This is a genomic window from Halobacillus sp. H74, assembly GCF_052246715.1.
In the GTDB taxonomy this organism is placed as follows: Bacteria; Bacillota; Bacilli; order Bacillales; family Halobacillaceae; genus Halobacillus; species Halobacillus litoralis_A.
The window spans coordinates 179,742-201,172 of the sequence record NZ_JBQQCI010000005.1 but is presented as its reverse complement, the minus strand read 5'-3'; the positions used below and the strand labels follow the sequence as shown (position 1 = coordinate 201,172).

Here is a 21,431-nt window from a genome sequence, read left to right as displayed (position 1 = left end):
TTAAAGAGATAACATGTGAAAACTTATAAAACAATATATATAAACAGTATCAAAAATCCTATCAAACCAGATATGAGCAAGGTTCTCACATTCCATGTCCAGCCAAGAAAGCCCCACAAAGAAAAGTGAACGCCCATGACTATGTATAAGGCAACTTCATTTTGCCAGAAATACTGGACGATATGGATGGATAGAAGGAGCATTGTCAGTAATGTAACAATCAAAGGCAGGAACGACCATTCCGACCTCTTAGCTCTTAACCACCAGAAATGAAACCCTGTAATGATTACAAAACTCGACAAAAGCCCTGTTTGCATTATGATGCCCATTTCAGTAAAATAAATGACAAGAAATGAAAGGGGTACCACAAATAAAGTGAGACTGATACTCAGATAGAAAAAAAGAGGCGAACTCGCCTGGGAGTTCTCTCGTTCTTCTACGTGCTCCCCATCTCCTTTTGTGTACAATGCTAAAAGAAAATCGCAATATTCACTTGGTAATAAGCGGTTATTTTTCCAATAATGAATTTCGCTGATAATGGTCCTCGTACGGTCATCTTTCATAGCACCCTCCAGCAACAAAGATAAAACTCAGGACACCCACCCGAATGAATACCAAACGATAAGGGGGTCCTGAGTAGGAAGATAGTTATTCCATGAAGTCTTTTAAACGTTTGCTTCGGCTTGGGTGTCTCAGTTTACGAAGAGCCTTAGCTTCAATTTGGCGAATTCTTTCGCGTGTGACTCCAAATACTTTTCCAACCTCTTCCAGAGTACGGGTGCGGCCATCATCTAATCCGAAACGCAAACGCAGAACATTTTCTTCACGATCAGTCAACGTATCCAACACATCTTCCAGTTGTTCTTTCAGCAATTCGTATGCTGCATGATCGGAAGGAGAGGTTGCTTCCTGGTCTTCGATGAAATCACCGAGATGAGAATCATCTTCTTCACCAATAGGTGTTTCCAAAGAAACTGGTTCTTGAGCGATTTTTAATATTTCACGGACTTTATCAGGAGTAAGGTCCATGTCTTGAGCAATTTCTTCTGGTGTCGGTTCGCGTCCAAGGTCCTGTAGGAGTTGACGCTGCACCCGAATCAATTTATTAATTGTTTCCACCATGTGTACGGGGATACGGATCGTACGGGCCTGGTCAGCTATCGCACGGGTGATGGCTTGCCTGATCCACCATGTTGCATAAGTACTGAACTTATAACCTTTACGATAATCAAACTTCTCTACGGCTTTGATAAGCCCCATGTTCCCTTCTTGGATCAAGTCCAGGAACAACATCCCCCTGCCTACATAACGTTTAGCAATACTTACTACTAGACGGAGGTTAGCTTCTGCCAAATCGCGTTTCGCTTCTTCGTCACCACTCTCAATACGCTGAGCCAGACTGATTTCATCTTTAGCAGCGAGAAGGTTGACACGGCCGATTTCTTTCAAGTACATGCGGACTGGATCATTAATCTTCACACCAGGTGGTACACTCAAATCGTTTAAATCGAATTCTTCTTCTTTATTCAATTGTTTCATACTCGGATCTGTATCTGAGTCTCCGATCACCTCTACCCCTTGCTCATTGAGGTGCTCATAAAACTCATCCATTTGGTCTGAATCCAATTCAAAACTGGAGAGTTTTTCTGCCACTTCCTCATAGGCTAGGATTCCGCGTTTTTTCCCAATCTCCAACACTTGCTCTTTTGCTTGCTCAAGTGTCAGTTCACTCTGATTTTCAGTTGTTTCTTTAGAACGTGATGGCTGTTGTTTCTTATCTGCCATAAGTCCCCCTCCTTCCAACAATCTATACAAACTATACCTAGTTGTTTTTCAGCTCTTTTTTTCGCTTGATAAGATCCATGGCAATTTCTGCTGCTTTGATAGGATCTTTCTGCTGCTCTGCTTTTTTCAATTCAGCTTCGAGATTTTTGATGTCGGTAAGATCCCAATATTCCGCTCGTATCCATGAAATATAATCATTGATTTCTTGATCAGAGACCTCTTCGCTGATGGGAGCCATCGCAAGCTCTATAGCTAGACTTTTCACAGCAGGGTCTTCAATCAGTTCCACAAACTGACTGATATCCGATTCATTACCGTCTTCATAATATGCATAAAGATGGGTTACGATGACTTGATGATCTTCTATATTAAAAGCACCGCCTATTTCCTCCTGAACTTTATCAGCAATATAAGGATCTTTCAACATATATGCAATCAGTTTCCTTTCTGCATTGTGAAAGGCTGGCAGTAATTTATTCTGGACCGATGATTTTCTCGTATGATTAGTATATCGGTTCCTGGTCTCATTATCCTTTACACCGCTTTTACCTCTGATTCTCTGCACTTCTTCTTTCAAAGTATCCAGGGCCATCTTGAATTCTGCTGCCAATTCATTGAGGTAATGTTCTCTTTCAACAGCACGATCGAGAACGGCGATCTCTTGTAATACTTTTTCGATATATGTGATCCGATCTCCTTCTAATTGAAGATTATAATCCCTGCGAAGGTAGCTCATCATGAATGAAATATACGTATCACTTGTATCGATGATTTCCCGACGAAATCGTTCTCCCCCATTCTTTTGAATGAAATCGTCAGGATCGAGTCCGTCTGGCACTCTTGCAACATAGGTTTGACATCCGATACTCTTAACCAATTTCGCCGCCTTGACCGCAGCTTCTATGCCTGCACGGTCTCCGTCATAACAAATAATGACTTGTTCGACATACCTTTTTAAAAGGTTTGCCTGAGAACTGGATAATGCTGTTCCCATCGTTGCTACAGCATTATGAATACCTGCTTGATCTGCTGTTATGACATCGCCGAAACCTTCAAAGAGTAATACAGACTTTTCTTTTCTGATCGCTGAACGTGCCAGATCGAAATTATAAAGCAGCCTTCCCTTATGAAAAAGCTCCGTTTCAGGGCTGTTCAAATACTTCGGTTCTTGTTCTCCTATGGATCTCCCTGCAAATGCCACAGTCTTTCCGAGGTGATTTCTTAACGGGAAGATAACCCGTCCTCTGAACCGGTCCGCGTAGTCTCCATGATCGTTCGTACTGAGCAGCCCCGCCTTGACCATCGTTTGTGGATGGTAGCCTTTCTTTTCGAGGAAAGTGACGACAAAGTCTTTTGAATTCGGCGAAAAGCCAATCTGATACTTTTGAATCGTTTCATCCGTAAAGCCTCGATCCACCAAATATTGATAAGCTTCCTGCCCCTCTTTGGAATTCTTTAACAAATGATGATATAATTTGGTGAGCCATTGATGGGCTTCCAACATCGATTGAGATTCTTGACTTCTTTCTGCCGGACCTTCATCTGTCATTTGTTCCGGAAGCTCGATACCCGATTGCTCCGCTAATTGTTTCAACGCTTGTACAAAGCTGAAGCCTTCCATCTCCATTAGGAAGGTATAAACATTCCCTCCCTTTCCACAACCAAAGCAATGGAAAATCTGCTTATCTTGAGAAACGGAAAAAGAAGGAGTGTTTTCCCCATGGAAGGGACAAAGACCAAAATAGTTTCTGCCTTGTTTCTTGAGATCGATATAATCGCCGATCACTTCGACAATATCCGATGACGTTCTGATTTCATCCACTTTTTCATCTGGTATGTGTCCAGCCATTTGATCACCATACTACTCAATTATTCTCGATTAAAGACTAAATTCCTTCAACATCTGACAACAAATCTTGGAGAGCCGAGCGAAATCTTTCACCATCTTTGTTGGTAAAAGCTGATGGGCCTTTCCACTTTTTCCGACGCTTCATTGTTTGCTGCCGGATAAATTTTTGATTCATAATATTATCAGCATCATTTTCTTTAACCAGTTTACCTCGTGGTGTTAATACGTAAACCCCTTTGGATGTTAATAACACGGCTAAGGAAAGATCTTGTGTGATGACGATATCATTAAAGCGAACTTGATTGAGGATGTATATGTCTACTGATTGTGATCCATCATCGACAAAAGTCCATCCTTCATTTGATTTTACTGGACTGTAATGATTGACTGTCGCAATGAATTGAGGTTGTATTTCATAGAGGTTACACACTTCAACGATTTCATTTTGCACAGGACAACTATCTGCATCTACCCAGACCTTCACATTTAGTTTTGGCATAGTATCAGTATTTCTACAATAAGCGGTAGAATCCTCCTAAAAAACGAATGTTTTATTATTCTGAAAAGTCGATACCTGCAAGAATTGATGGATGTTGCGTTCTGAACAAGGACAAACCCTTCATTAAAAGGATTTTTACCACAAATAGATATTATAATACATTCCTCCCGTTAATGCTATATCCAATTTCATTTAATTTCATTCTTCCCAACAAAAGTCGCGCTTAACCATAGCGCGACTTTCGTTAATTTGTACTATTCTTGAGCATCTTGACGCAATTTATTCATAATTACATTTGCTGTCTCTTCCACCGCTTTATTTGAAACATCGATGACTGGGCATCCTATGCGCTCCACTACACGGTTGAAATGGTCAATTTCCTGTTGGATCCTGTTGATATTCGCATAGCTTGCCTGATCACCAAGTCCCAATGACTTCAGTCTTTCTTTCCTGATATCGTTCAGCTTTTCGGCGCTGATTTTAAGACCAATACACTTATCAGGATCAACCCTGAACAACTCAGCCGGGGGATGAACTTCTGGTACTATAGGAACATTAGCGACTTTTAATCGTTTATGGGCAAGGTACTGGGATAAAGGTGTTTTCGATGTTCGGGAAACTCCTATTAATACGATGTCCGCTTTTGAAATCCCTCTAGGATCACGTCCATCATCGTAGCGGACTGCAAATTCAATGGCTTCTACACGTTTAAAGTAATCCTCATCCAATTTATGAACAAGCCCCGGCTCTAAACGAGGCTTGATTTTCAAATGGTCTTCCATCAATTCCATCATCGGTCCCATAATATCCACACATTTAATATTGTTTTTTCTCGCTTCAGATATTAGGTGCTGTCTGAACTCTGGCACAACTAACGTGAAACCGATCATAGCGCTATGTTCTTTCGCTTGGAGGACTGCTTCGTTGATTGTCCCTTTATCTTCGACATATGGAATACGCTGCAAATCAAAAGGGCCATCATCGAATTGACTGAGACAAGCTTTTACGACGAGCTCAGCAGTTTCTCCTACTGAATCTGATAGTACATAAATTAAAGGTTTCTCCATTTTCACCCTCCTCCGGTCTTTGCAGCTTATAGGTGACGATCCCGGCCAAGCTCCACCAAAGCTTTCGTTATATTGGTTTTCGTTAATCTGCCGACTACTTCCAAACCTTCTTCTGCGGGGTTTACTACAGGCAAACCATCAATTTGTTTCTCTATGAGCTTTTGTGCAGCGTCTAACAAGAGGTCTTCTGGTTTACAAATCGTGATGTTCGGCATTCTTGTCATAATGATATGAACAGGGACAGATGACAAATCCTGGTTACCGATACTCGCTCTTAAAAGGTCTTTTCGTGAAAGTACTCCAACTAAGTGGGACTTCTCATTTGTCACAAATAATGTACCGACATCCTCCAAAAACATGGCGCAAATAGCATCATAAGCAGATACATCTTCTTCTACGACGATCGGCAGGGACTGATATTCATCTACCTTGAACTTCTTCAATTTTTCTGTGAATAACTCAGACCCGGTCTTTCCCGTGAAAAAATAACCCACACGCGGTCTAGCATCCAAATACCCTGCCATTGTCAATATAGCAAGGTCGGGACGCAGAGTAGCACGTGTCAAATTCAATTGATCTGCAATGTTCTCACCGGTTATCGGACCATTATCTTTTACAATTTGGATAATTTGTTCTTGTCGATTAGAGAGTTCCAATCTTTCACCACCCTGATCACTGACTGTGACATACTATTTCTCATTATAGCTCATTTTTATTAACGGGTAAAAGAAGGAGTCTTAAAACTGCTGTTTCCACTCGATTGCATTTAAGTCTGCAAATACATACACATCTTGAGCGATTTGTTTCAGCAAACCTAAACGATTATTACGCACCTTTTCATCTTCTGCCATAACCATCGTCGCATCGAAGAAGCTATGGATCGGTTCTGAAAGCTCAGCTAATAAGTCAAGCGCTTCAGAGGGATGCCCGTCCATAAGATATGACAAATATTCCTCTCTGATCGACTGATGAACTTCATATAATTTCTTTTCTTGATCATTTTCGAACAGACCTGGAGATACTTTATCATCGTTTGCTTTTTCCGCCAATTTCAAGGCCCGCCCAAGAGCTTCGTGGACCGGTTTAAATGATGGATCCTGACGTTTTTCTACTAACAATTCTGCTTTCAGAATTGTTCTCGGATAAATACCGATACCCTGCGACAGAACTGCTTCTACCACATCTGGGTCAATATTCCTTTCTTTTAATAGATAAGCAGCACGGACGCGGAAGAACTCATGCAAATCACTATCAACCTCTTTTTCCGAGCGCGTAGGCAATTGGAGTTCAAAATAGAACTGGTGAACAAGATCGATCAATTTCTCCACAGGTATTGGCCACTGCTGCTTATTCAAGGTTTGTAAAATTCCCAGTGCCTGGCGTCTTAACCCGTAGGGATCTTGAGACCCTGTAGGAATGATGCCGATTGAAATACTTCCGACTATTGTATCAAGTTTATCGGCGATACTGACTATAGAGCCGATCGGTGTTGTCGGTACCTGTCCATTTGCTTGTCTAGGCATATAGTGCTCATTGATAGCCTTTGCTACCTCTTCATCTTCTCCGAAAATACGAGCATACTTCTCTCCCATTACACCTTGTAGTTCAGTGAATTCATCTACCATTTGTGTGACAAGATCGAATTTGCATATTTCAGCTGCACGTAGGGACTTTTGCTTCTCAGGTTCATCCAATTCCAACCACTCACTCAGTTTTCCAGTTATAGCTACGATCCGCTTAACTTTATCCGCTAGCGTTCCAAGCTCTTCCTGATAAACCATACGTGAAAGCTTTTCCATTTTTTTATCGATGGACCCTTTCTGATCCTCTTCATAAAAGAACTGCGCATCTTTCAATCGTGCTTTCAATACTTTTTCATTTCCCCTAGCTACCGTATCCAAATGCTGGTCATCCCCATTTCGAACACCCACAAAGTAAGGGAGCAAAACGCCATCGTCCGAGCGGACAGGGAAGTAACGTTGATGCTCTTTCATAGAAGTGATTAGTGCTTCTTCTGGTACTTCAAGAAACTCCTCTGAAAAAGAACCACTGAAAGCCGTTGGGTATTCTACCAGATGTGTGACTTCGTTTAAGAGATCTTCATCGATGATTAACTTCCAATTATTTGCTGCTTCTAATTGTTTCAATTGATCATAAATGGTCTTCTTCCTGTCTTCCACAGAAGCAATTATTGATTGTTCTTTCAGCACATCTTCATACTGATCGGGATCGTTGACAGTTGCCGTCCCACCAAGGAAACGATGACCAAAAGTCGTCTTTCCAGTCGAAACATTTTCAATTGAAAAAGGAATGACCTCTTCTCCATAAAGAGCAACAAGCCAGCGAATCGGTCGTGCATATCGAAGCTCGCGATTTCCCCATCGCATGTTTTTCGGGAATGTCAAACCAAGTAAGATGTCACCAAAACCCTCAAGAAGTTTCATTGTAGGCGCACCTTGAATGAACTTATTTACATGAACATACTCTGTCCCTTTAATTTCTTTAAAGTAAATATCCTCTACGTCTTTTCCTTGACCTTTAGAGAACCCAATCGCCGCTTTTGTCCAATCCCCATTATCATCTAACGCAATTTTCTTGGCAGGTCCTTTAGCTTCTTCTTCAATATCCGGCTGCTTTTCTTCCACAGCCGTAATTTTTACTGCCAAACGCCTTGGTGTCGCATAGCCTTTCACTTCACCATAAGGAATCCGGTTTTCACTCAGCCAATCGGCCGTTTTCTCCTGTAACTGTTTTAACGCATCGTCAATAAAACGGGCCGGCAGTTCTTCTACGCCTAGTTCAAATAATACGGATTTACTCATGGTTGCTTTCCTCCTTCTTCAGCATTGGGAAGCCAATGCGCTCCCTTTCTTCCACATATGTTTTCGCGATTTTTCTTGCCAGGTTTCTTACGCGTGCTATATATCCGGTTCTTTCTGTCACACTGATGACGCCTTTAGCATCTAAAAGGTTGAAGGTGTGAGAACATTTAAGTACATAATCATAAGCAGGGAACACAAGCCCTTGTTCCATGATCCGTTGGGCCTCTTTCTCATAAGTGGAGAATAATTCGAATAACATATCCTCGTCTGAAGCTTCAAATGTATAAACAGAGTGTTCATACTCTGGTTGTGTAAAGATATCTCCAACAGTAACCCCATTTGTCCATTCCAATTCGAAAACGTTTTCCTTGTCCTGGATATAAGAGGCTAACCGTTCTAATCCGTAAGTGATCTCAGCAGATACCGGGCGTGCTTCCAACCCACCGATTTGCTGGAAATACGTAAATTGCGTGATCTCCATGCCATCAAGCCATACTTCCCAACCTAAACCAGCGGCCCCCAGGGTAGGGTTTTCCCAGTTATCCTCTACAAAGCGGATATCATGTTTTAAAGGGTCGATGCCTAAAGCACGTAAAGAATCTAAGTATAGTTCCTGGATATTATCTGGTGAAGGCTTCATGATTACTTGAAACTGGTGGTGTTGATATAGACGGTTGGGATTCTGACCATAACGTCCATCTGCCGGACGGCGAGAAGGCTCGACATAAGCTACGTTCCAAGGCTCAGGTCCCAGGCTGCGCAACAATGTCATCGGCGACATTGTCCCTGCCCCTTTTTCTGTATCATACGCCTGCATCAACAAGCACCCCTGGTTGGACCAATGGTTTTGCAGTGTTAAAATCATTTCTTGAATATTCATGATTTTCCTCCTTGATCGTTGTGCGTAGAAAACAAAGAGACCCCGTTCCTACGCCTGTAATAGACATAGGGACGGGATCTCCGCGGTTCCACCCTAATTGCTTCCTGATCTTACCAAGAAGCCCCTTTGAAAAGTTGTTCCGGAATGCCTTCACTGATCCGTAAACACTTGTCTTCCACCATAACAAGCTCGCTTGTAGAATACGGGAGGCAGTTACTACTTTCCTTCGTCACAACACGTTATTTAGTAATAAAATCATACTCTAACTCCTGTAAAAATGTCAAACATTAATCAGTGAAGAGGTCAAGTTGTTTCAAAAATTTCTTGGATTTAAGGAAATATCCACCGTAACGATCATAATATTCATCCATGATTTGACGCAATAATTTTTTATTTTCTTCTTTCATGGTGATTTGACCGAGACGTTTGGCATCCATATGTAAAAAAACACGCAGAAGTTTTGGTAACGGTTCAGGTAAACCGTATGCTTCGGGATCTCTCTGCTTACAACGATAACACAGGAGACCTCCCTCCGACATGGAGAAAGAATAAGGGCCATCCTGACTTCCACACTGAACACAGTGATCCACCACAGGAGCAAATCCTGCCTTTTTGAACATCTTCAATTCATACATCATCGTCAGGATATTTGGATCTTTTCCTTCGTGAATCCATTCCAATGTTTGCAGCAATTGTTCATAAATAAAAGGGTCCGGTTGTTTTTCTTCAATGAGTTTATCTGTCAATTCTGCAATATATGAAGCATATGCGGTTTTCACGATATCTTCGCGAATTGACCTTAATGAGGAAAGCATTTCCCCCTGGCTCATCGATCCCAACCCGGACCCTATATGAATGAGAAATGTGCCGTGGATAAACGGTTGTGTGATTGAAGACATTCGGCTCTTAGGTTTTTTTGCACCTCGAGCCATCACACCTATTTTCCCTTTTTCTCTCGTCATCATCGTAACGATTTTGTGTGTTTCACCATAATTAGTCGTTCGGATGACAATACCTTCCACCTTATCTAACAAAGGGCTCACCTGCTCTATTTAAGGATTCAAATCATCCATAGGTATTCGTTCAGGTGAGGAAGCACTTTGCTCTTGAGACTGTTGATCTTGAGACTCCAACTCTTTCATCAATAAATATGTTTCCACATTACCCGTTTGACTGAAAACATTCCATGAAAGTTTGTCGCGCACAAGAAACACCGCCTTTCTTATCATCACTAAACAAGTTACATTTTTAGGATGCTTCCTCTCCCCGAATTCATAAGGCTTAATTTTTTCCAATCCTTAATATTCGTCTTCGCGATAACCAAAGTCACTCAATTGGATTTGCTTGTTTCTCCAGTCTTTTTGCACTTTCACCCAAAGCTCTAAAAAGACCTTGCTTCCAAGTAATGATTCAATGTCTTTCCTCGCTCTTTTCCCGACTTCTTTCAACATACTGCCCTGCTTACCGATAATGATGCCTTTTTGAGATTTGCGTTCAACAATAATCGCAGCCTGGATATAAACAGCATTTGAACTTTCTCTTGGCTCAATCCCTTCAATGACTACAGCAATTGAATGAGGAATTTCTTCCCGAGTCAGATGCAGGACCTTCTCTCTGATGAATTCACTGATGACGAAACGTTCCGGGTGATCAGTGATCTGGTCTTCCGGATAAAACTGAGGTCCTTCTGGAAGCATTCTTTTTAAAATGCTGATCAAGTGATTGACATTATTTCCTTCAAGAGCTGAAATGGGAATGATCTCTTCGAAGTCAAGCATTTCTTTGTACTGATCAATTAAGGGTAATAACTCATCCGGGTGTACTCTATCAATTTTATTGATAATCAAGAAGACAGGTTGATCCACACGCTGGAGCCGATCCAATATGAATTGATCACCTCTCCCATAGCCTTCTTCAGCATTGATCATGAAGAGAACAGCATCTACTCCATTCAAGGTGTTTTCTGCGACATTAACCATATAGTCGCCCAGTTTATGTTTGGGTTTATGGATTCCCGGAGTATCAATGAAAATGATCTGAGATTCATCGTCGGTCATAACTCCCTGAATTTTGTTCCTGGTTGTTTGAGGTTTGTCACTCATAATTGCGATTTTCTCACCGATGACACGGTTCATGAACGTAGATTTCCCCACGTTTGGCCGACCTACGATTGTGACAAATCCTGATTTGAAATTCTCTGTCATAAATTGTTCCTCCAATGATTACTTGAACGATCGTTCTTATCCATTCTACTACATAATCACACTTGTTTCATGTAACTAGAACAAAGAAAGGATTTTCGGTAAAAAAATAACGATCCCGATTAAAGCAGATCCTATACTTGCAACAAGTACAGCTCCTGCGGTAATATCCTTGACCGTTCCTATGGCTGGATGATGCTCCGGAGCCAAGTGGTCCAGTAATTTCTCTATCCCCGTATTGACCATTTCCAACGACAAAATAATTGATATAACCAGAGTGACCACTATCCATTCGAGAGCGGATATAGATAAGAGGAAGCCGGCAATAAGAACGAATACCGTTATCAGAAGGTGTATGCGGAAATTCCGCTCCGATTTATAAACTTCTTTGAGCCCGTTCAAGGCAAAACTGAAGCCGACCATCCTCTTATATTTACGATCTTTGTAATCCGAACTCATGGAGGATTTCCTCTTGTCTCCCGAACATTGCTTTTTCATCTTCTTCGTTCAGGTGATCATATCCAAGCAAATGCAGAAAGCCATGCAGAGCCAGAAATCCAAGCTCTCTTTCTAATGAATGGTCATATTCCTCTGCCTGGTCTTTTGCTTTATCGACTGATATGACAATATCTCCAAGCATTACGGGCATGTTCTCGTCCAGGATATTCATTTCTCCATCGCCTAATTCCTGCATAGCGAAAGAGATCACATCTGTAGGTTCATCTTTTTGCCGGTAATTCCGATTAATCTCCTGGATTTCACTGTTATCGACAAAACTTACAGACACTTCCGAGTCCCCTTTGAGACCTTCTTTTTCCCCTGCAAATCGGATGATGCGTTGAATCAAGTCTACAAAAGCTTCATCTACTGAATTGGTTTCATCTTGAAAATCGATGGTTATCATTATTTTGCCTCCCTGACTAAAGGTTTCGTTTCTGGATATTCAATTCGAGAATGGAATATCCCATGCAATGTTTCACATATAGCATGTTCCAATTTTTTTATTTCGTTAAACGTTAAATGACTATCGTCAAACTGACCATCAAGTAAACGATCCTCGATAATGGAGTGTACAATCGCTTTAATTTTCTCTTCCGTCGGATGATTCAAAGACCGTACCGCAGCTTCAACAGAATCACAAACACAGACAACAGCCGCTTCCTTTGTTTGTGGTTTGGGCCCAGGATAACGGTAATCTTTCTCCAGGGTACGTTCATTCTGTTCTTTTGCTTGATAATAAAAGAACTTCAACAATGTGGTCCCGTGATGCTGCTTAGCTATATCAACGATTTCACTCGGAAGTTTCTCATCTTCCAGCATCCTTGCCCCGTCGTAAGGATGGTTAATAATGATTTCAGCACTTTGCTCTGGATCTATAAAATCATGAGGGTTTTTCAAGCCCATTTGATTTTCTATGAAATAATGGGGCTGAACCGTTTTACCAAGGTCATGATAGTAAGCTGCCACCCGAGCTAAAAGCCCATTGGCTCCGATAGCTTCACAGGCTGATTCACTTAAATTAGCGACCATGACGCTATGATGATAAGTCCCTGGCGCTTCTGTCAATATCTTACGAAGTAAAGGATGATTAGGATTGGCAAGTGTCAATAACTTTTGATCCGACAAGACTCCGAACCCTGTTTCAAAGAAAGGCAGCAATCCTAATGTCAAAACAGCTGCCAGAAAGGCTGCACTGAATCCATAGCCACAGTAAAGAAGTACTTCTGTCCATGAATACTTTTCAAAAGACATGAATAAAAAGAATAACAGAGCACATATATTAGTAAAGGCCACCCCTGCGCTAGCTCTTACTATGGACAAGCGATCTTTCATTTTGGTCAGGAAGAAAATCCCCGCTAGTTGCGATAATAATAAATACATTCCCGCTGTCGCATTCAAAGCCCCAGACAAGTATCCATTGAACAAAATGCATGCCATCAGTGCATATACAACCGAAAGCACTAGAGCAAGACGTTCATGACAAAGGATTTTAATCAGGAAGACTCCGGCTACGGCGGGGACAAGATAGTGAACCGGCTGATCAGCGCTGCCATAAAGACTGAATATCTTCATCAAACCAATGATGAATAAAGATGTGAACGCTGCAATGGTGAGGTGTCTCAAAGTCAAATGAGACTCCTTCACCGCCCGCAAACTTTCAATATAAATCATCATCCCCAATAAGAGTGAAAATAATGCTAATCCGAAAAAAGGAAGACCATTATGCTGGTCATCCAATAGGCCTGTCAATTGAAGATCATCGTAGACATCGTTTGTAATAGTAGAGCCTTGCTTCACGATCACCTCACCCGCACGCAGCATGACCGGTTCAACTTGTGTGGCGGCTGCTTTGATGGCCTCATCTGTTTGTTGCGGATCATATAAAGCATTCTCCACTAATGCGAACGCCCCTATGTCCGAGGTAACCTGCTTCAGTGTTTCAGGAAGTTTGGAATATTGAACTTTTAATTTCAACCGCCGTTCTGCATCATCTAATCGAGCTGTCCGAATGCCTTCCTGGAAGTAATTATGTAGTGTTGTAACAAGGAAGTCCTCACTTGCTTTTAAATCTTCAGCTTTGGCAGATAAAAGTGGCTCATAAACACCAGAAGGCAGCCCCCGGGTGATATCTTCATCTAATAAAGATTCTACTTTCAACAGCTGCTCCCCAGTACTTGATTGCTCCTCAGCATCATATTCCGTTTCCTTTACGACCTCAAAGACCTCACGAACCATAGAGACCCTTTCTTCTGTAATATCCTCCGAAATCGAATATCGATCATCTACAGATTGAGTGACCTCTCTTATTTGCTGCTCCGTCTTTTTTTCATTTTCAATTGTGATCGGGGAACGAATTGTCTCAGGTGCTGTACTATATTTTTCAAGGCTGTATGTTTGTGTATGAACATTGGAAGCCGCCAGCACAAAAAAGAAGACAGCTACAACAAGGGCTGGTAGTGCTAAAACTACTTTTGAACTGTGCAGCCTCATTTCCTGCAATTTCTTGCTGAAGCGTTCCAACATGGCTATACACTCCCTTACAAATTATTCCAATAACGGATATGAAATAAGGCCCACCAGTATGGGCCCTATTTATTTTCACCTTCGTATGCGTTAATGATTCGCTGTACGAGCGGGTGTCTGACTACGTCGGATTGATCGAGATGGATAAAGGCTGACCCCTTCACTTTACCTAATCGCTCTTCAGCGACACGCAAACCGGACTTCACACCTTTAGGAAGATCGACTTGTGTGATATCCCCTGTGATAATCATCTTGGATCCAAAACCTAAACGGGTCAAAAACATTTTCATTTGTTCAGGGGTCGTATTTTGTGCTTCATCCAGGATGGCGAATGCATCATCAAGTGTACGCCCTCTCATATAAGCAAGTGGAGCTATTTCAATAGTCCCTCTATCAATCAGTCTCGTTGTGTGCTCTACACCGAAGACATCATGCAATGAATCATATAAAGGACGCAAATATGGGTCTACTTTTTCTTTTAAATCTCCTGGTAAAAAACCTAAACTCTCTCCAGCCTCAACCGCTGGACGTGTAAGTATGATCCTTTTGACATCACCATTTTTCAATGCATTGACAGCCATGATGACAGCAAGGTAAGTTTTCCCCGTACCTGCGGGGCCGATCCCGAACACAAGGTCATTGTTTTTAATTGCAGCGATGTAGTTACGTTGACCGAGTGTTTTCACCCGGATGGATTTACCTTTGGAGTTTTTTGTGATCTCATCCTCAAATAATGCTTCAAACTGATTGATTTTCCCTTTTTTAGCAAGCTCGACAGCATAAACGACATCTCGTTCTGTAATCGTCAAACCTTTGCGGATAATCGCAAGGACACTTAGCAGAATGTCTTCAACTAACTTGACATGTTCCGCTTGTCCGGTTACACGCACCTGTTCGCCACGAGAAATGATCGTGACTTGCAGCTGTTCCTCAATTTGTTTGAGGTTCCGGTCTTCTGTCCCGAACAGGGCTAGCGCTTCTGTTGTATTATCTAATTGGATGTCCATGTTTTTCATATCTTCTGGCATACTCAATCTCCTTGACTTATATACTTTGTCACTGCAATGTTTTCATGAACTTTGTACAATAGGATTAATTTTACTTTACCATTCTCCTCACCCAGGTGCAAAACTTTTTCTTCCTTTATCTCAGCGTCCACATCCAACTCTTGCTGTAAACTCCTTTTTGCCGTTGCAACCCCTAGTTTTTCAAGTTCTTTCTTTGAAGATTCATAGGCTTTAGGGTCTACAGAATAATGATCAGTCGTTTTAATGTTGAGTGGGCTTCGGATACCGAATAACTTCCAATCAGAAACAAATGTCTCTTCCCGGAACCTCCCCTCATTCCCTCTCCACCACCCCCAGATAGGCAATTTAATGTCAGCGATTTGCAAGTGATACTCACTTTCCACTGTCCCATCTGTCAAACGCATGACTTGTTTCATCGGGAGGTTTTGTTCTACTTTATACCATGTTTCTGCAATTACATCTCCATCAGAGTGAACAAAGACATTCTCCTCCTCGACTAACTGCCCTGTAGCGAGCACCTGTCCCTTCTTTACGACATCATAAACAGATACCATAGGCCGTCCTTTTTTGATGAAAGTTTCAACGACCATCCCTTTTTTCGATGCTACCAGATTAGAAGGTTTCTTGTTCATGTCTGTATCGTGACGCGTCTTCTCCACACCATACAGGTGATAGCTTGTCCCCTGTTTCTTCACTCCGATCCACAATAGGTCAGGAATATCATCCAGCAGTTTTTGTTGAAGTTCATTAGGATCACTCATCCCTATGGTTAGTTTTCCAGGAGAAACCCCATAACTATTCAATTTTTCTTCAACATTTGACTCTAGTTCAGGCGTCAGTCCCTCCACCTTAATGGACCAGAGTGTATTAGCAAGTAAGAAAATAACGGCAATTGCAGCAAAAAAAGCAACTAATAAAGATACCTTTCGAAGCAGATGTTTGTATAAAAAAGGGACACCCTTACCGGACTTAATGGTCAATTTGCAGCGGTACTTTTTTCTTATCTGCCTCAGTACCGTCCAATCTTTCAGACGAATGGACATAATAACAGCCGACTCATCGATCCTCTTCAAGTCGGTAATCTGACAGCCTCGCCTTGTACAAGCTTGCAGAAATGGTTCAATCAATTTCCCTTCTACTTGGACGGTCATGATTCCGTGAAAGAAATCATGTTGATTCTTCATGACCTCATCCCCCTTCCGAATCAGGTAAAAATTCCACTGATTTCAACTCTCCCTCAAGAAGAAGCTCCTCTTTCAACATCATTTTTACACCTAAATCTTTACCGAGGATACGAACTTGACCCTTTTTATATTGAATTCTGACTTCACTATCAGAAAAGTGCAGGAGGCCAGTATGGTTTTCTATGTACACGTGGATGGACCCGATAGTGGTTATTCTAGGTAAATCCAACATGACATCTGATGGCAAATCGAAGTAACGACCGATCCATGCTCGGATTTGCTGTTGCCATTTTGACATGTGAAGCCCTCCCCTCTTTTTATTTATACGAAAAACGCACGAATTGTATCACTACAATTCGTGCGTTTCGTTATCTTTTTCGAGGATGAGAACTGTGAGGCTTATGAGCGCGAGGCGGACCAAGCACTTCAGCCATCAATATTCCTTCAGCTAAACGTTTCTTATCCCATTTTTTTGCACTCTCTATAAGAGGGCCGTTTTCAATCAATCGGCTTGCAGCATCCTTTCTGCCTTTATCCTTATGAACCCTGACAGTGTGAGCGTCATCTTCTGGATTATCGTAAGAATAAGCATTGATCGGATCGGTTTCTTGATTTCCTCCAGATAACTCCTCCGACCTTTTCTTCTTTTCTTCATAATATTCCTTCAGACGGTCTTCTCCAGTCTTCATCGTCCGCTCTGGAGGAGCATCCGAGCCTGGCCCGCTAGGGTAAGTAGAAGGCCTAGGAGTACGTTTTTTTTCCGACTCCTTTTTCGTATCTTTTTCTTTCGACATACCACTGAACCAACTGATGATTCCACCTATGATTGCAGCGAGAATAAGAAAATTACTGAACACTAGTTCAAAAAGTTCTCCCATGAAAACTCTCCTTTATATCCGTTAAGGGATTAACTTTCTTCACCTTCATTGTCTTCATCAGACATCTTGCCAAGGGTGTTTCTCATGTCAGTGTCTGCATTGATATTCTGATAGTTCATATAATCCATGACACCCATTTTTCCAGAACGCAGAGCCTCTGCAAGTGCTTGCGGAACCTGTGCTTCTGCTTCAACAACTTTGGCTTGCATTTCTTGAACACGAGCTCGCATTTCCTGTTCTTGAGCGATCGCCATCGCACGACGTTCTTCGGCTTTCGCTTGAGCAATATTTTTGTCCGCTTCAGCCTGATCGGTTTGCAAGATGGCTCCGATGTTTTTACCGATATCGATGTCGGCAATATCGATTGAAAGGATTTCAAATGCTGTGCCGGCGTCTAATCCTTTACCGAGGACATTTTGGGAAATACGATCGGGATTTTCAAGAACCTTGTTGTGATTTTGACTAGAACCGATGGTGGATACAATCCCTTCACCCACACGGGCGATGACTGTATCTTCACCGGCACCACCGACAAGTCGGTCGATATTCGCTCGTACCGTAATACGTGCTTTCGCCTTCACTTCGATACCGTCCATCGCAACACCCGCAATAAATGGCGTCTCAATCACTTTTGGATTTACACTCATCTGGACAGCTTCTAAAACATCTCGACCAGCTAAATCAATCGCTGCGCAACGTTCAAAGCTCAACTCGATATTCGCACGCTGAGCTGCAATCAAAGCATTGACCACGCGATCGACGTTACCCCCTGCCAGGTAATGACTTTCCAATTGGTTCGTATCAACATTGACGCCTGCTTTATGGGCTTTGATCAATGGGTTGATAACCCGGGAAGGGATGACACGTCTTAAACGCATTCCCACCAATGTAAAGATGTTGATTTTCACGCCAGCCGCTAAAGCACTGATCCAAAGCATGACCGGTATGAATGTAAATAACACTGCTAATACAATAATAATGACACCAATAATAATAATTGGCATTAATTCTTGAAGTGTCACTCTGTTTCCTCCTCATGTTCAACTTTTTTCAATTCACGTACAACGATACGAGAACCTTCTACCTTGATGACTTTGACCTTTTGATGTACTCCGACGAATCCGCCTTCTGTTACAACATCCAATCGTTCACCAGCAAAGTCTGCCGTTCCAGAAGGACGTAAAGGAGTCAGGGTTTCTCCTTCCATCCCAATCAATTCTAAACGATTAATCGTAGAAACATAACCTTTATCCGATGAGGTGGAATCCTGTAATATGATATGCCTGAAGAAACCTCTCTCCATACCAAGAGTCTTAAATAGGATGACCGATACGATTATGGTCACCAGCAAGGCGATCCCTATACTCATAGCCATATGCCCCATATCAGCGGAAGAAAGCATGAGCGATGATACAATCGCCACGATCCCGGCAATTCCAGCGATGCCACCGGGTAAAAAGAACTCAGCAACAACAAGACCAATACCTAAAACAAGCAAAATAATTGCTTCATACCCTGCGAGACCCGCAACAATATGCCCGTAAAAAAACAAGACTAGTGAAAGTGCTCCCATCGTACCTGGAATACCGAAACCCGGTGAATACAATTCTACCACAAGTCCAATGCTCGCAATCGAAAGTAATATCGGTATGACGACGGGGTTTGTTAAGAAACGGGCTACATTTTCAGAAAAAGTAGGGTTTTGTTCAACTATTTCTGCTTCAGACATCCCTAACACATTAAGTAATTCGTTACGATCATCTACGATTCCTTCTGCATAGCCGACTTCTTCCGCCTCGCTGGGGCCAAGAGTAAGAAATTCTCCTTCTCCTGCTCCATAGTCAGGTAAATCAACACTGCTATCTGCCATAGCCCTGGCATAGAGCGGGTCACGTCCATTAGATTCAGCAGCAGCAACCATAGAGGATATCCAAGCTGACTGGGCCTTCTTATCAGCAGCTGTACCATCTGAATTGATCACACCCGAAGCTCCCATCGTAGCTTGAGGTTTCATATAAATTTCATCCGCATTCAAAGCGATATATGAACCTGCGGAATAGGCCCTGCTCGTAACAAAAGCACTGTTTGGTATATCGAGTCCTTGAAAAATCTCCCCAATGTCTCCAGCAGCATCGACACGGCCACCAGGAGTGTCAATTTCAAATATTATATGATCGACATTATTTTCCCTGGCTTCTTTTGTAGTTCTTTTCAAGAAGGCAGCCATCCCACGCTCAACAGTATCTTTTACAGGAATAACATACACAGTATCTCCCTTGCCGTCCGCTTGAGCTGTTGAATATAGTTGAAATACCGATAAAGCACCCGCTACAAAAATTACTGTCAACCACATGCCGAGGCGCCAAGTACCTTTCATCCAGCTTTCACCCCCTCATTTGATATCTTTCCCATCGAATAATAACTATACGATTGAAGGTGTATGTAGGTTTCAAAATAATATAAAAAGACCTCTCTTCTAAAAGAGAGGTCTTTATATTTAAGATAATTGCTGAAGAACGAGCTTATTGACCTTGGTTCCGTCGGCCTTGCCTTTTACTTTAGGCATGACGGCACTCATGACTTTACCCATGTCACTCTTAGAAGTAGCTCCTACTTCCTGGACCGTTTCCTGAACGATCTGCCTGAGTTCTTCATCTGTCAGCTGTTTCGGCATATATACTTGTAAAATCTCAATTTCACGTTCGAGTCCTTCTACAAGATCTTCACGTCCAGCTTCTTTGAATTCATGGAGGGAATCATTTCTCTGTTTTACCTCACGAGATAAAACAGTCAATTCTTCTTCTTCAGATAATGAGTCTTTTCCCAACTTGATCGCTTCATTCTGCATAGAAGCTTTCACCATACGGATCGTAGACAGTCTTTCCTTGTCACGAGCTTTCATAGCGATTTTCATATCTTGGGTCAGACGGTCTGTGATTGTCATCTCTTCAACACCCTCTTAGATTACTTACGCTTTCTAGCCGCCTCAGACTTTTTCTTACGGCGTACGCTAGGCTTATCGTAATATTCACGCTTACGATATTCCGCTAATGTACCACTTTTTGATACATCACGCTTAAAGCGACGAAGAGCATCTTCAAGAGACTCGTTTTTACGAACGCGAGTTGTTTTTGACATGCTAATTTCCCTCCCTCCGAAGCAAACAAAACTGTTTCTCTTGTATGGGAACCCCCCATACCTTTGACAATTATATTATATGCATGAGATATGGTCAACTTTTTTTATAGATAAAAGAAGCAACAAACGGTGGTTTTTTAACTTTTTCATCTAATTCGACCAATGTAGAATGCCCGAAGTAAAGGGATATTACAGTTTTATAAAACCTGAAAGATTATTTTCAGGACCAGATGAAGAAATGTTATTAATTCCCTTGCTCATAAAGAAGCTATCTGCTTCTTAAAGCAGATAGCTCTGATCTTCCATTTTAATAATCAGATGTTCCTTGTTCACCATTTACGATTGCAATTCCAGAACTTGCACCGATTCTAGTCGCACCTGCTTCAATCATTGTTTTAGCACCTTCATAATCACGAACGCCGCCAGAAGCCTTGACACCCATCTCAGGACCGACAGTTTTACGCATCAGGCTGATGTCTTCCACCGTTGCACCTCCGCCAGAGAAACCCGTAGATGTTTTCACAAAGTCAGCACCTGCAGCCTTTGCAAGTTCAGAAGCTGTGACTTTTTCTTCTTCGTCAAGAAGAGAGGTTTCAATGATGACCTTTACAATTGCTTTACCTTCTGATTCACGGACAACAGCTTCTATATCCTGTTGAACGAGCTCTTTGTTTCCAGACTTAAGCTCACCGACATTAATTACCATGTCGATTTCTGTCGCCCCTTTTTCAATCGCTTGTTTTGTCTCGAAAGCTTTCGTTTCTTTAGTTGTGGCACCTAAAGGAAAACCGATGACCGTACAAACTTTAACGTCTGTATCTTTCAATAATTCATGGCAATACTCGACCCAATGAGGGTTCACACAAACAGAAGCGAAGCTGTGCTCTTTAGCTTCTTGACAAATTTGAGTGATTTTCTCTTTCTGTGTATCTGGTTTTAATTGTGTATGGTCAATCATTTTTGCTAAGTTTTGTTCCATAATTGGATCGTCCCTTCATCGTTAAGTTGTTCGTACATCTCATCCATCATAGCATGAAACCAGCATGAATGCGAATACATTTGTGCTCACACCTTCT

Annotated in this window: 23 protein-coding genes; all 23 read right to left on the bottom strand. The window is 41.9% G+C overall.

What is annotated here, in order from left to right; translation table 11 throughout:
• Positions 1–23: 23 nt before the first annotated feature.
• On the bottom strand, positions 24–563 hold the full coding sequence (locus ACTWPX_RS13280; protein ID WP_443120173.1) for a hypothetical protein: 540 nt from the start codon (positions 561–563) through the stop codon (positions 24–26).
• An 85-nt stretch (positions 564–648) separates the two neighbouring features.
• The gene (rpoD, locus tag ACTWPX_RS13275) at positions 649–1,785 is read right to left on the bottom strand and encodes an RNA polymerase sigma factor RpoD (RefSeq protein WP_128526433.1); all 1,137 of its coding nucleotides are present in this window, start codon (positions 1,783–1,785) and stop codon (positions 649–651) included.
• Between the two features lie 37 nt (positions 1,786–1,822).
• On the bottom strand, positions 1,823–3,634 hold the full coding sequence (gene dnaG, locus ACTWPX_RS13270; protein WP_443120172.1) for a DNA primase: 1,812 nt from the start codon (positions 3,632–3,634) through the stop codon (positions 1,823–1,825).
• A gap of 37 nt (positions 3,635–3,671) precedes the next feature.
• Positions 3,672–4,133, bottom strand: coding sequence for a YaiI/YqxD family protein (locus ACTWPX_RS13265; protein WP_443120171.1), 462 nt, complete (start codon positions 4,131–4,133; stop codon positions 3,672–3,674).
• 254 nt (positions 4,134–4,387) lie between these two features.
• Positions 4,388–5,200 (bottom strand): pyruvate, water dikinase regulatory protein, encoded by an 813-nt coding sequence (locus ACTWPX_RS13260; protein WP_443120170.1) that lies wholly within the window; start codon positions 5,198–5,200, stop codon positions 4,388–4,390.
• A 26-nt stretch (positions 5,201–5,226) separates the two neighbouring features.
• Positions 5,227–5,856 carry a helix-turn-helix transcriptional regulator gene (locus ACTWPX_RS13255; protein WP_443120169.1) on the bottom strand — a complete coding sequence of 210 codons (630 nt, stop codon included), beginning with the start codon at positions 5,854–5,856 and terminating at the stop codon, positions 5,227–5,229.
• An 81-nt stretch (positions 5,857–5,937) separates the two neighbouring features.
• Entirely contained in the window at positions 5,938–8,022 is a 2,085-nt protein-coding gene (gene glyS, locus ACTWPX_RS13250; RefSeq protein WP_443120168.1) for a glycine--tRNA ligase subunit beta, read from the bottom strand.
• Complete coding sequence (gene glyQ / locus ACTWPX_RS13245) at positions 8,015–8,902, bottom strand: glycine--tRNA ligase subunit alpha (protein WP_128526427.1); 888 nt, start codon at positions 8,900–8,902, stop codon at positions 8,015–8,017. The genes glyS and glyQ overlap by 8 nt, the downstream gene beginning before the upstream one ends.
• 287 nt (positions 8,903–9,189) lie before the next feature.
• Entirely contained in the window at positions 9,190–9,936 is a 747-nt protein-coding gene (recO, locus tag ACTWPX_RS13240) for a DNA repair protein RecO (RefSeq protein WP_128526426.1), read from the bottom strand.
• A gap of 18 nt (positions 9,937–9,954) precedes the next feature.
• The gene (locus ACTWPX_RS13235; protein WP_241655886.1) at positions 9,955–10,107 is read right to left on the bottom strand and encodes a YqzL family protein; all 153 of its coding nucleotides are present in this window, start codon (positions 10,105–10,107) and stop codon (positions 9,955–9,957) included.
• A gap of 93 nt (positions 10,108–10,200) precedes the next feature.
• Positions 10,201–11,106, bottom strand: a complete 906-nt coding sequence (gene era / locus ACTWPX_RS13230; RefSeq protein ID WP_443120167.1) for a GTPase Era — start codon at positions 11,104–11,106, stop codon at positions 10,201–10,203.
• A 75-nt stretch (positions 11,107–11,181) separates the two neighbouring features.
• Positions 11,182–11,562 carry a diacylglycerol kinase family protein gene (locus ACTWPX_RS13225; protein WP_443120166.1) on the bottom strand — a complete coding sequence of 127 codons (381 nt, stop codon included), beginning with the start codon at positions 11,560–11,562 and terminating at the stop codon, positions 11,182–11,184.
• Complete coding sequence (gene ybeY, locus ACTWPX_RS13220) at positions 11,537–12,010, bottom strand: rRNA maturation RNase YbeY (RefSeq protein WP_443120280.1); 474 nt, start codon at positions 12,008–12,010, stop codon at positions 11,537–11,539. The genes ACTWPX_RS13225 and ybeY overlap by 26 nt, the downstream gene beginning before the upstream one ends.
• Positions 12,007–14,127: an HD family phosphohydrolase gene (locus ACTWPX_RS13215; protein WP_443120165.1), complete on the bottom strand. Its 2,121-nt coding sequence runs from the start codon at positions 14,125–14,127 to the stop codon at positions 12,007–12,009. The genes ybeY and ACTWPX_RS13215 overlap by 4 nt, the downstream gene beginning before the upstream one ends.
• A gap of 65 nt (positions 14,128–14,192) precedes the next feature.
• The gene (locus tag ACTWPX_RS13210; RefSeq protein WP_128526421.1) at positions 14,193–15,155 is read right to left on the bottom strand and encodes a PhoH family protein; all 963 of its coding nucleotides are present in this window, start codon (positions 15,153–15,155) and stop codon (positions 14,193–14,195) included.
• A gap of 2 nt (positions 15,156–15,157) precedes the next feature.
• Positions 15,158–16,339, bottom strand: coding sequence for a sporulation protein YqfD (gene yqfD, locus ACTWPX_RS13205; protein WP_443120164.1), 1,182 nt, complete (start codon positions 16,337–16,339; stop codon positions 15,158–15,160).
• A gap of 4 nt (positions 16,340–16,343) precedes the next feature.
• Positions 16,344–16,637, bottom strand: a complete 294-nt coding sequence (yqfC, locus tag ACTWPX_RS13200; RefSeq protein WP_128526419.1) for a sporulation protein YqfC — start codon at positions 16,635–16,637, stop codon at positions 16,344–16,346.
• 70 nt (positions 16,638–16,707) lie between these two features.
• Positions 16,708–17,217 (bottom strand): hypothetical protein, encoded by a 510-nt coding sequence (locus tag ACTWPX_RS13195; protein ID WP_443120163.1) that lies wholly within the window; start codon positions 17,215–17,217, stop codon positions 16,708–16,710.
• A gap of 29 nt (positions 17,218–17,246) precedes the next feature.
• Positions 17,247–18,221 (bottom strand): flotillin-like protein FloA, encoded by a 975-nt coding sequence (gene floA / locus ACTWPX_RS13190; RefSeq protein WP_164908639.1) that lies wholly within the window; start codon positions 18,219–18,221, stop codon positions 17,247–17,249.
• 14 nt (positions 18,222–18,235) lie between these two features.
• Entirely contained in the window at positions 18,236–19,594 is a 1,359-nt protein-coding gene (locus tag ACTWPX_RS13185) for an NfeD family protein (protein ID WP_128526416.1), read from the bottom strand.
• 120 nt (positions 19,595–19,714) lie between these two features.
• Entirely contained in the window at positions 19,715–20,161 is a 447-nt protein-coding gene (locus ACTWPX_RS13180; protein ID WP_128526415.1) for a GatB/YqeY domain-containing protein, read from the bottom strand.
• 20 nt (positions 20,162–20,181) lie between these two features.
• Complete coding sequence (rpsU, locus tag ACTWPX_RS13175) at positions 20,182–20,355, bottom strand: 30S ribosomal protein S21 (protein ID WP_008638284.1); 174 nt, start codon at positions 20,353–20,355, stop codon at positions 20,182–20,184.
• A 307-nt stretch (positions 20,356–20,662) separates the two neighbouring features.
• Complete coding sequence (gene deoC / locus ACTWPX_RS13170; protein ID WP_443120162.1) at positions 20,663–21,334, bottom strand: deoxyribose-phosphate aldolase; 672 nt, start codon at positions 21,332–21,334, stop codon at positions 20,663–20,665.
• Positions 21,335–21,431 lie beyond the last annotated feature (97 nt).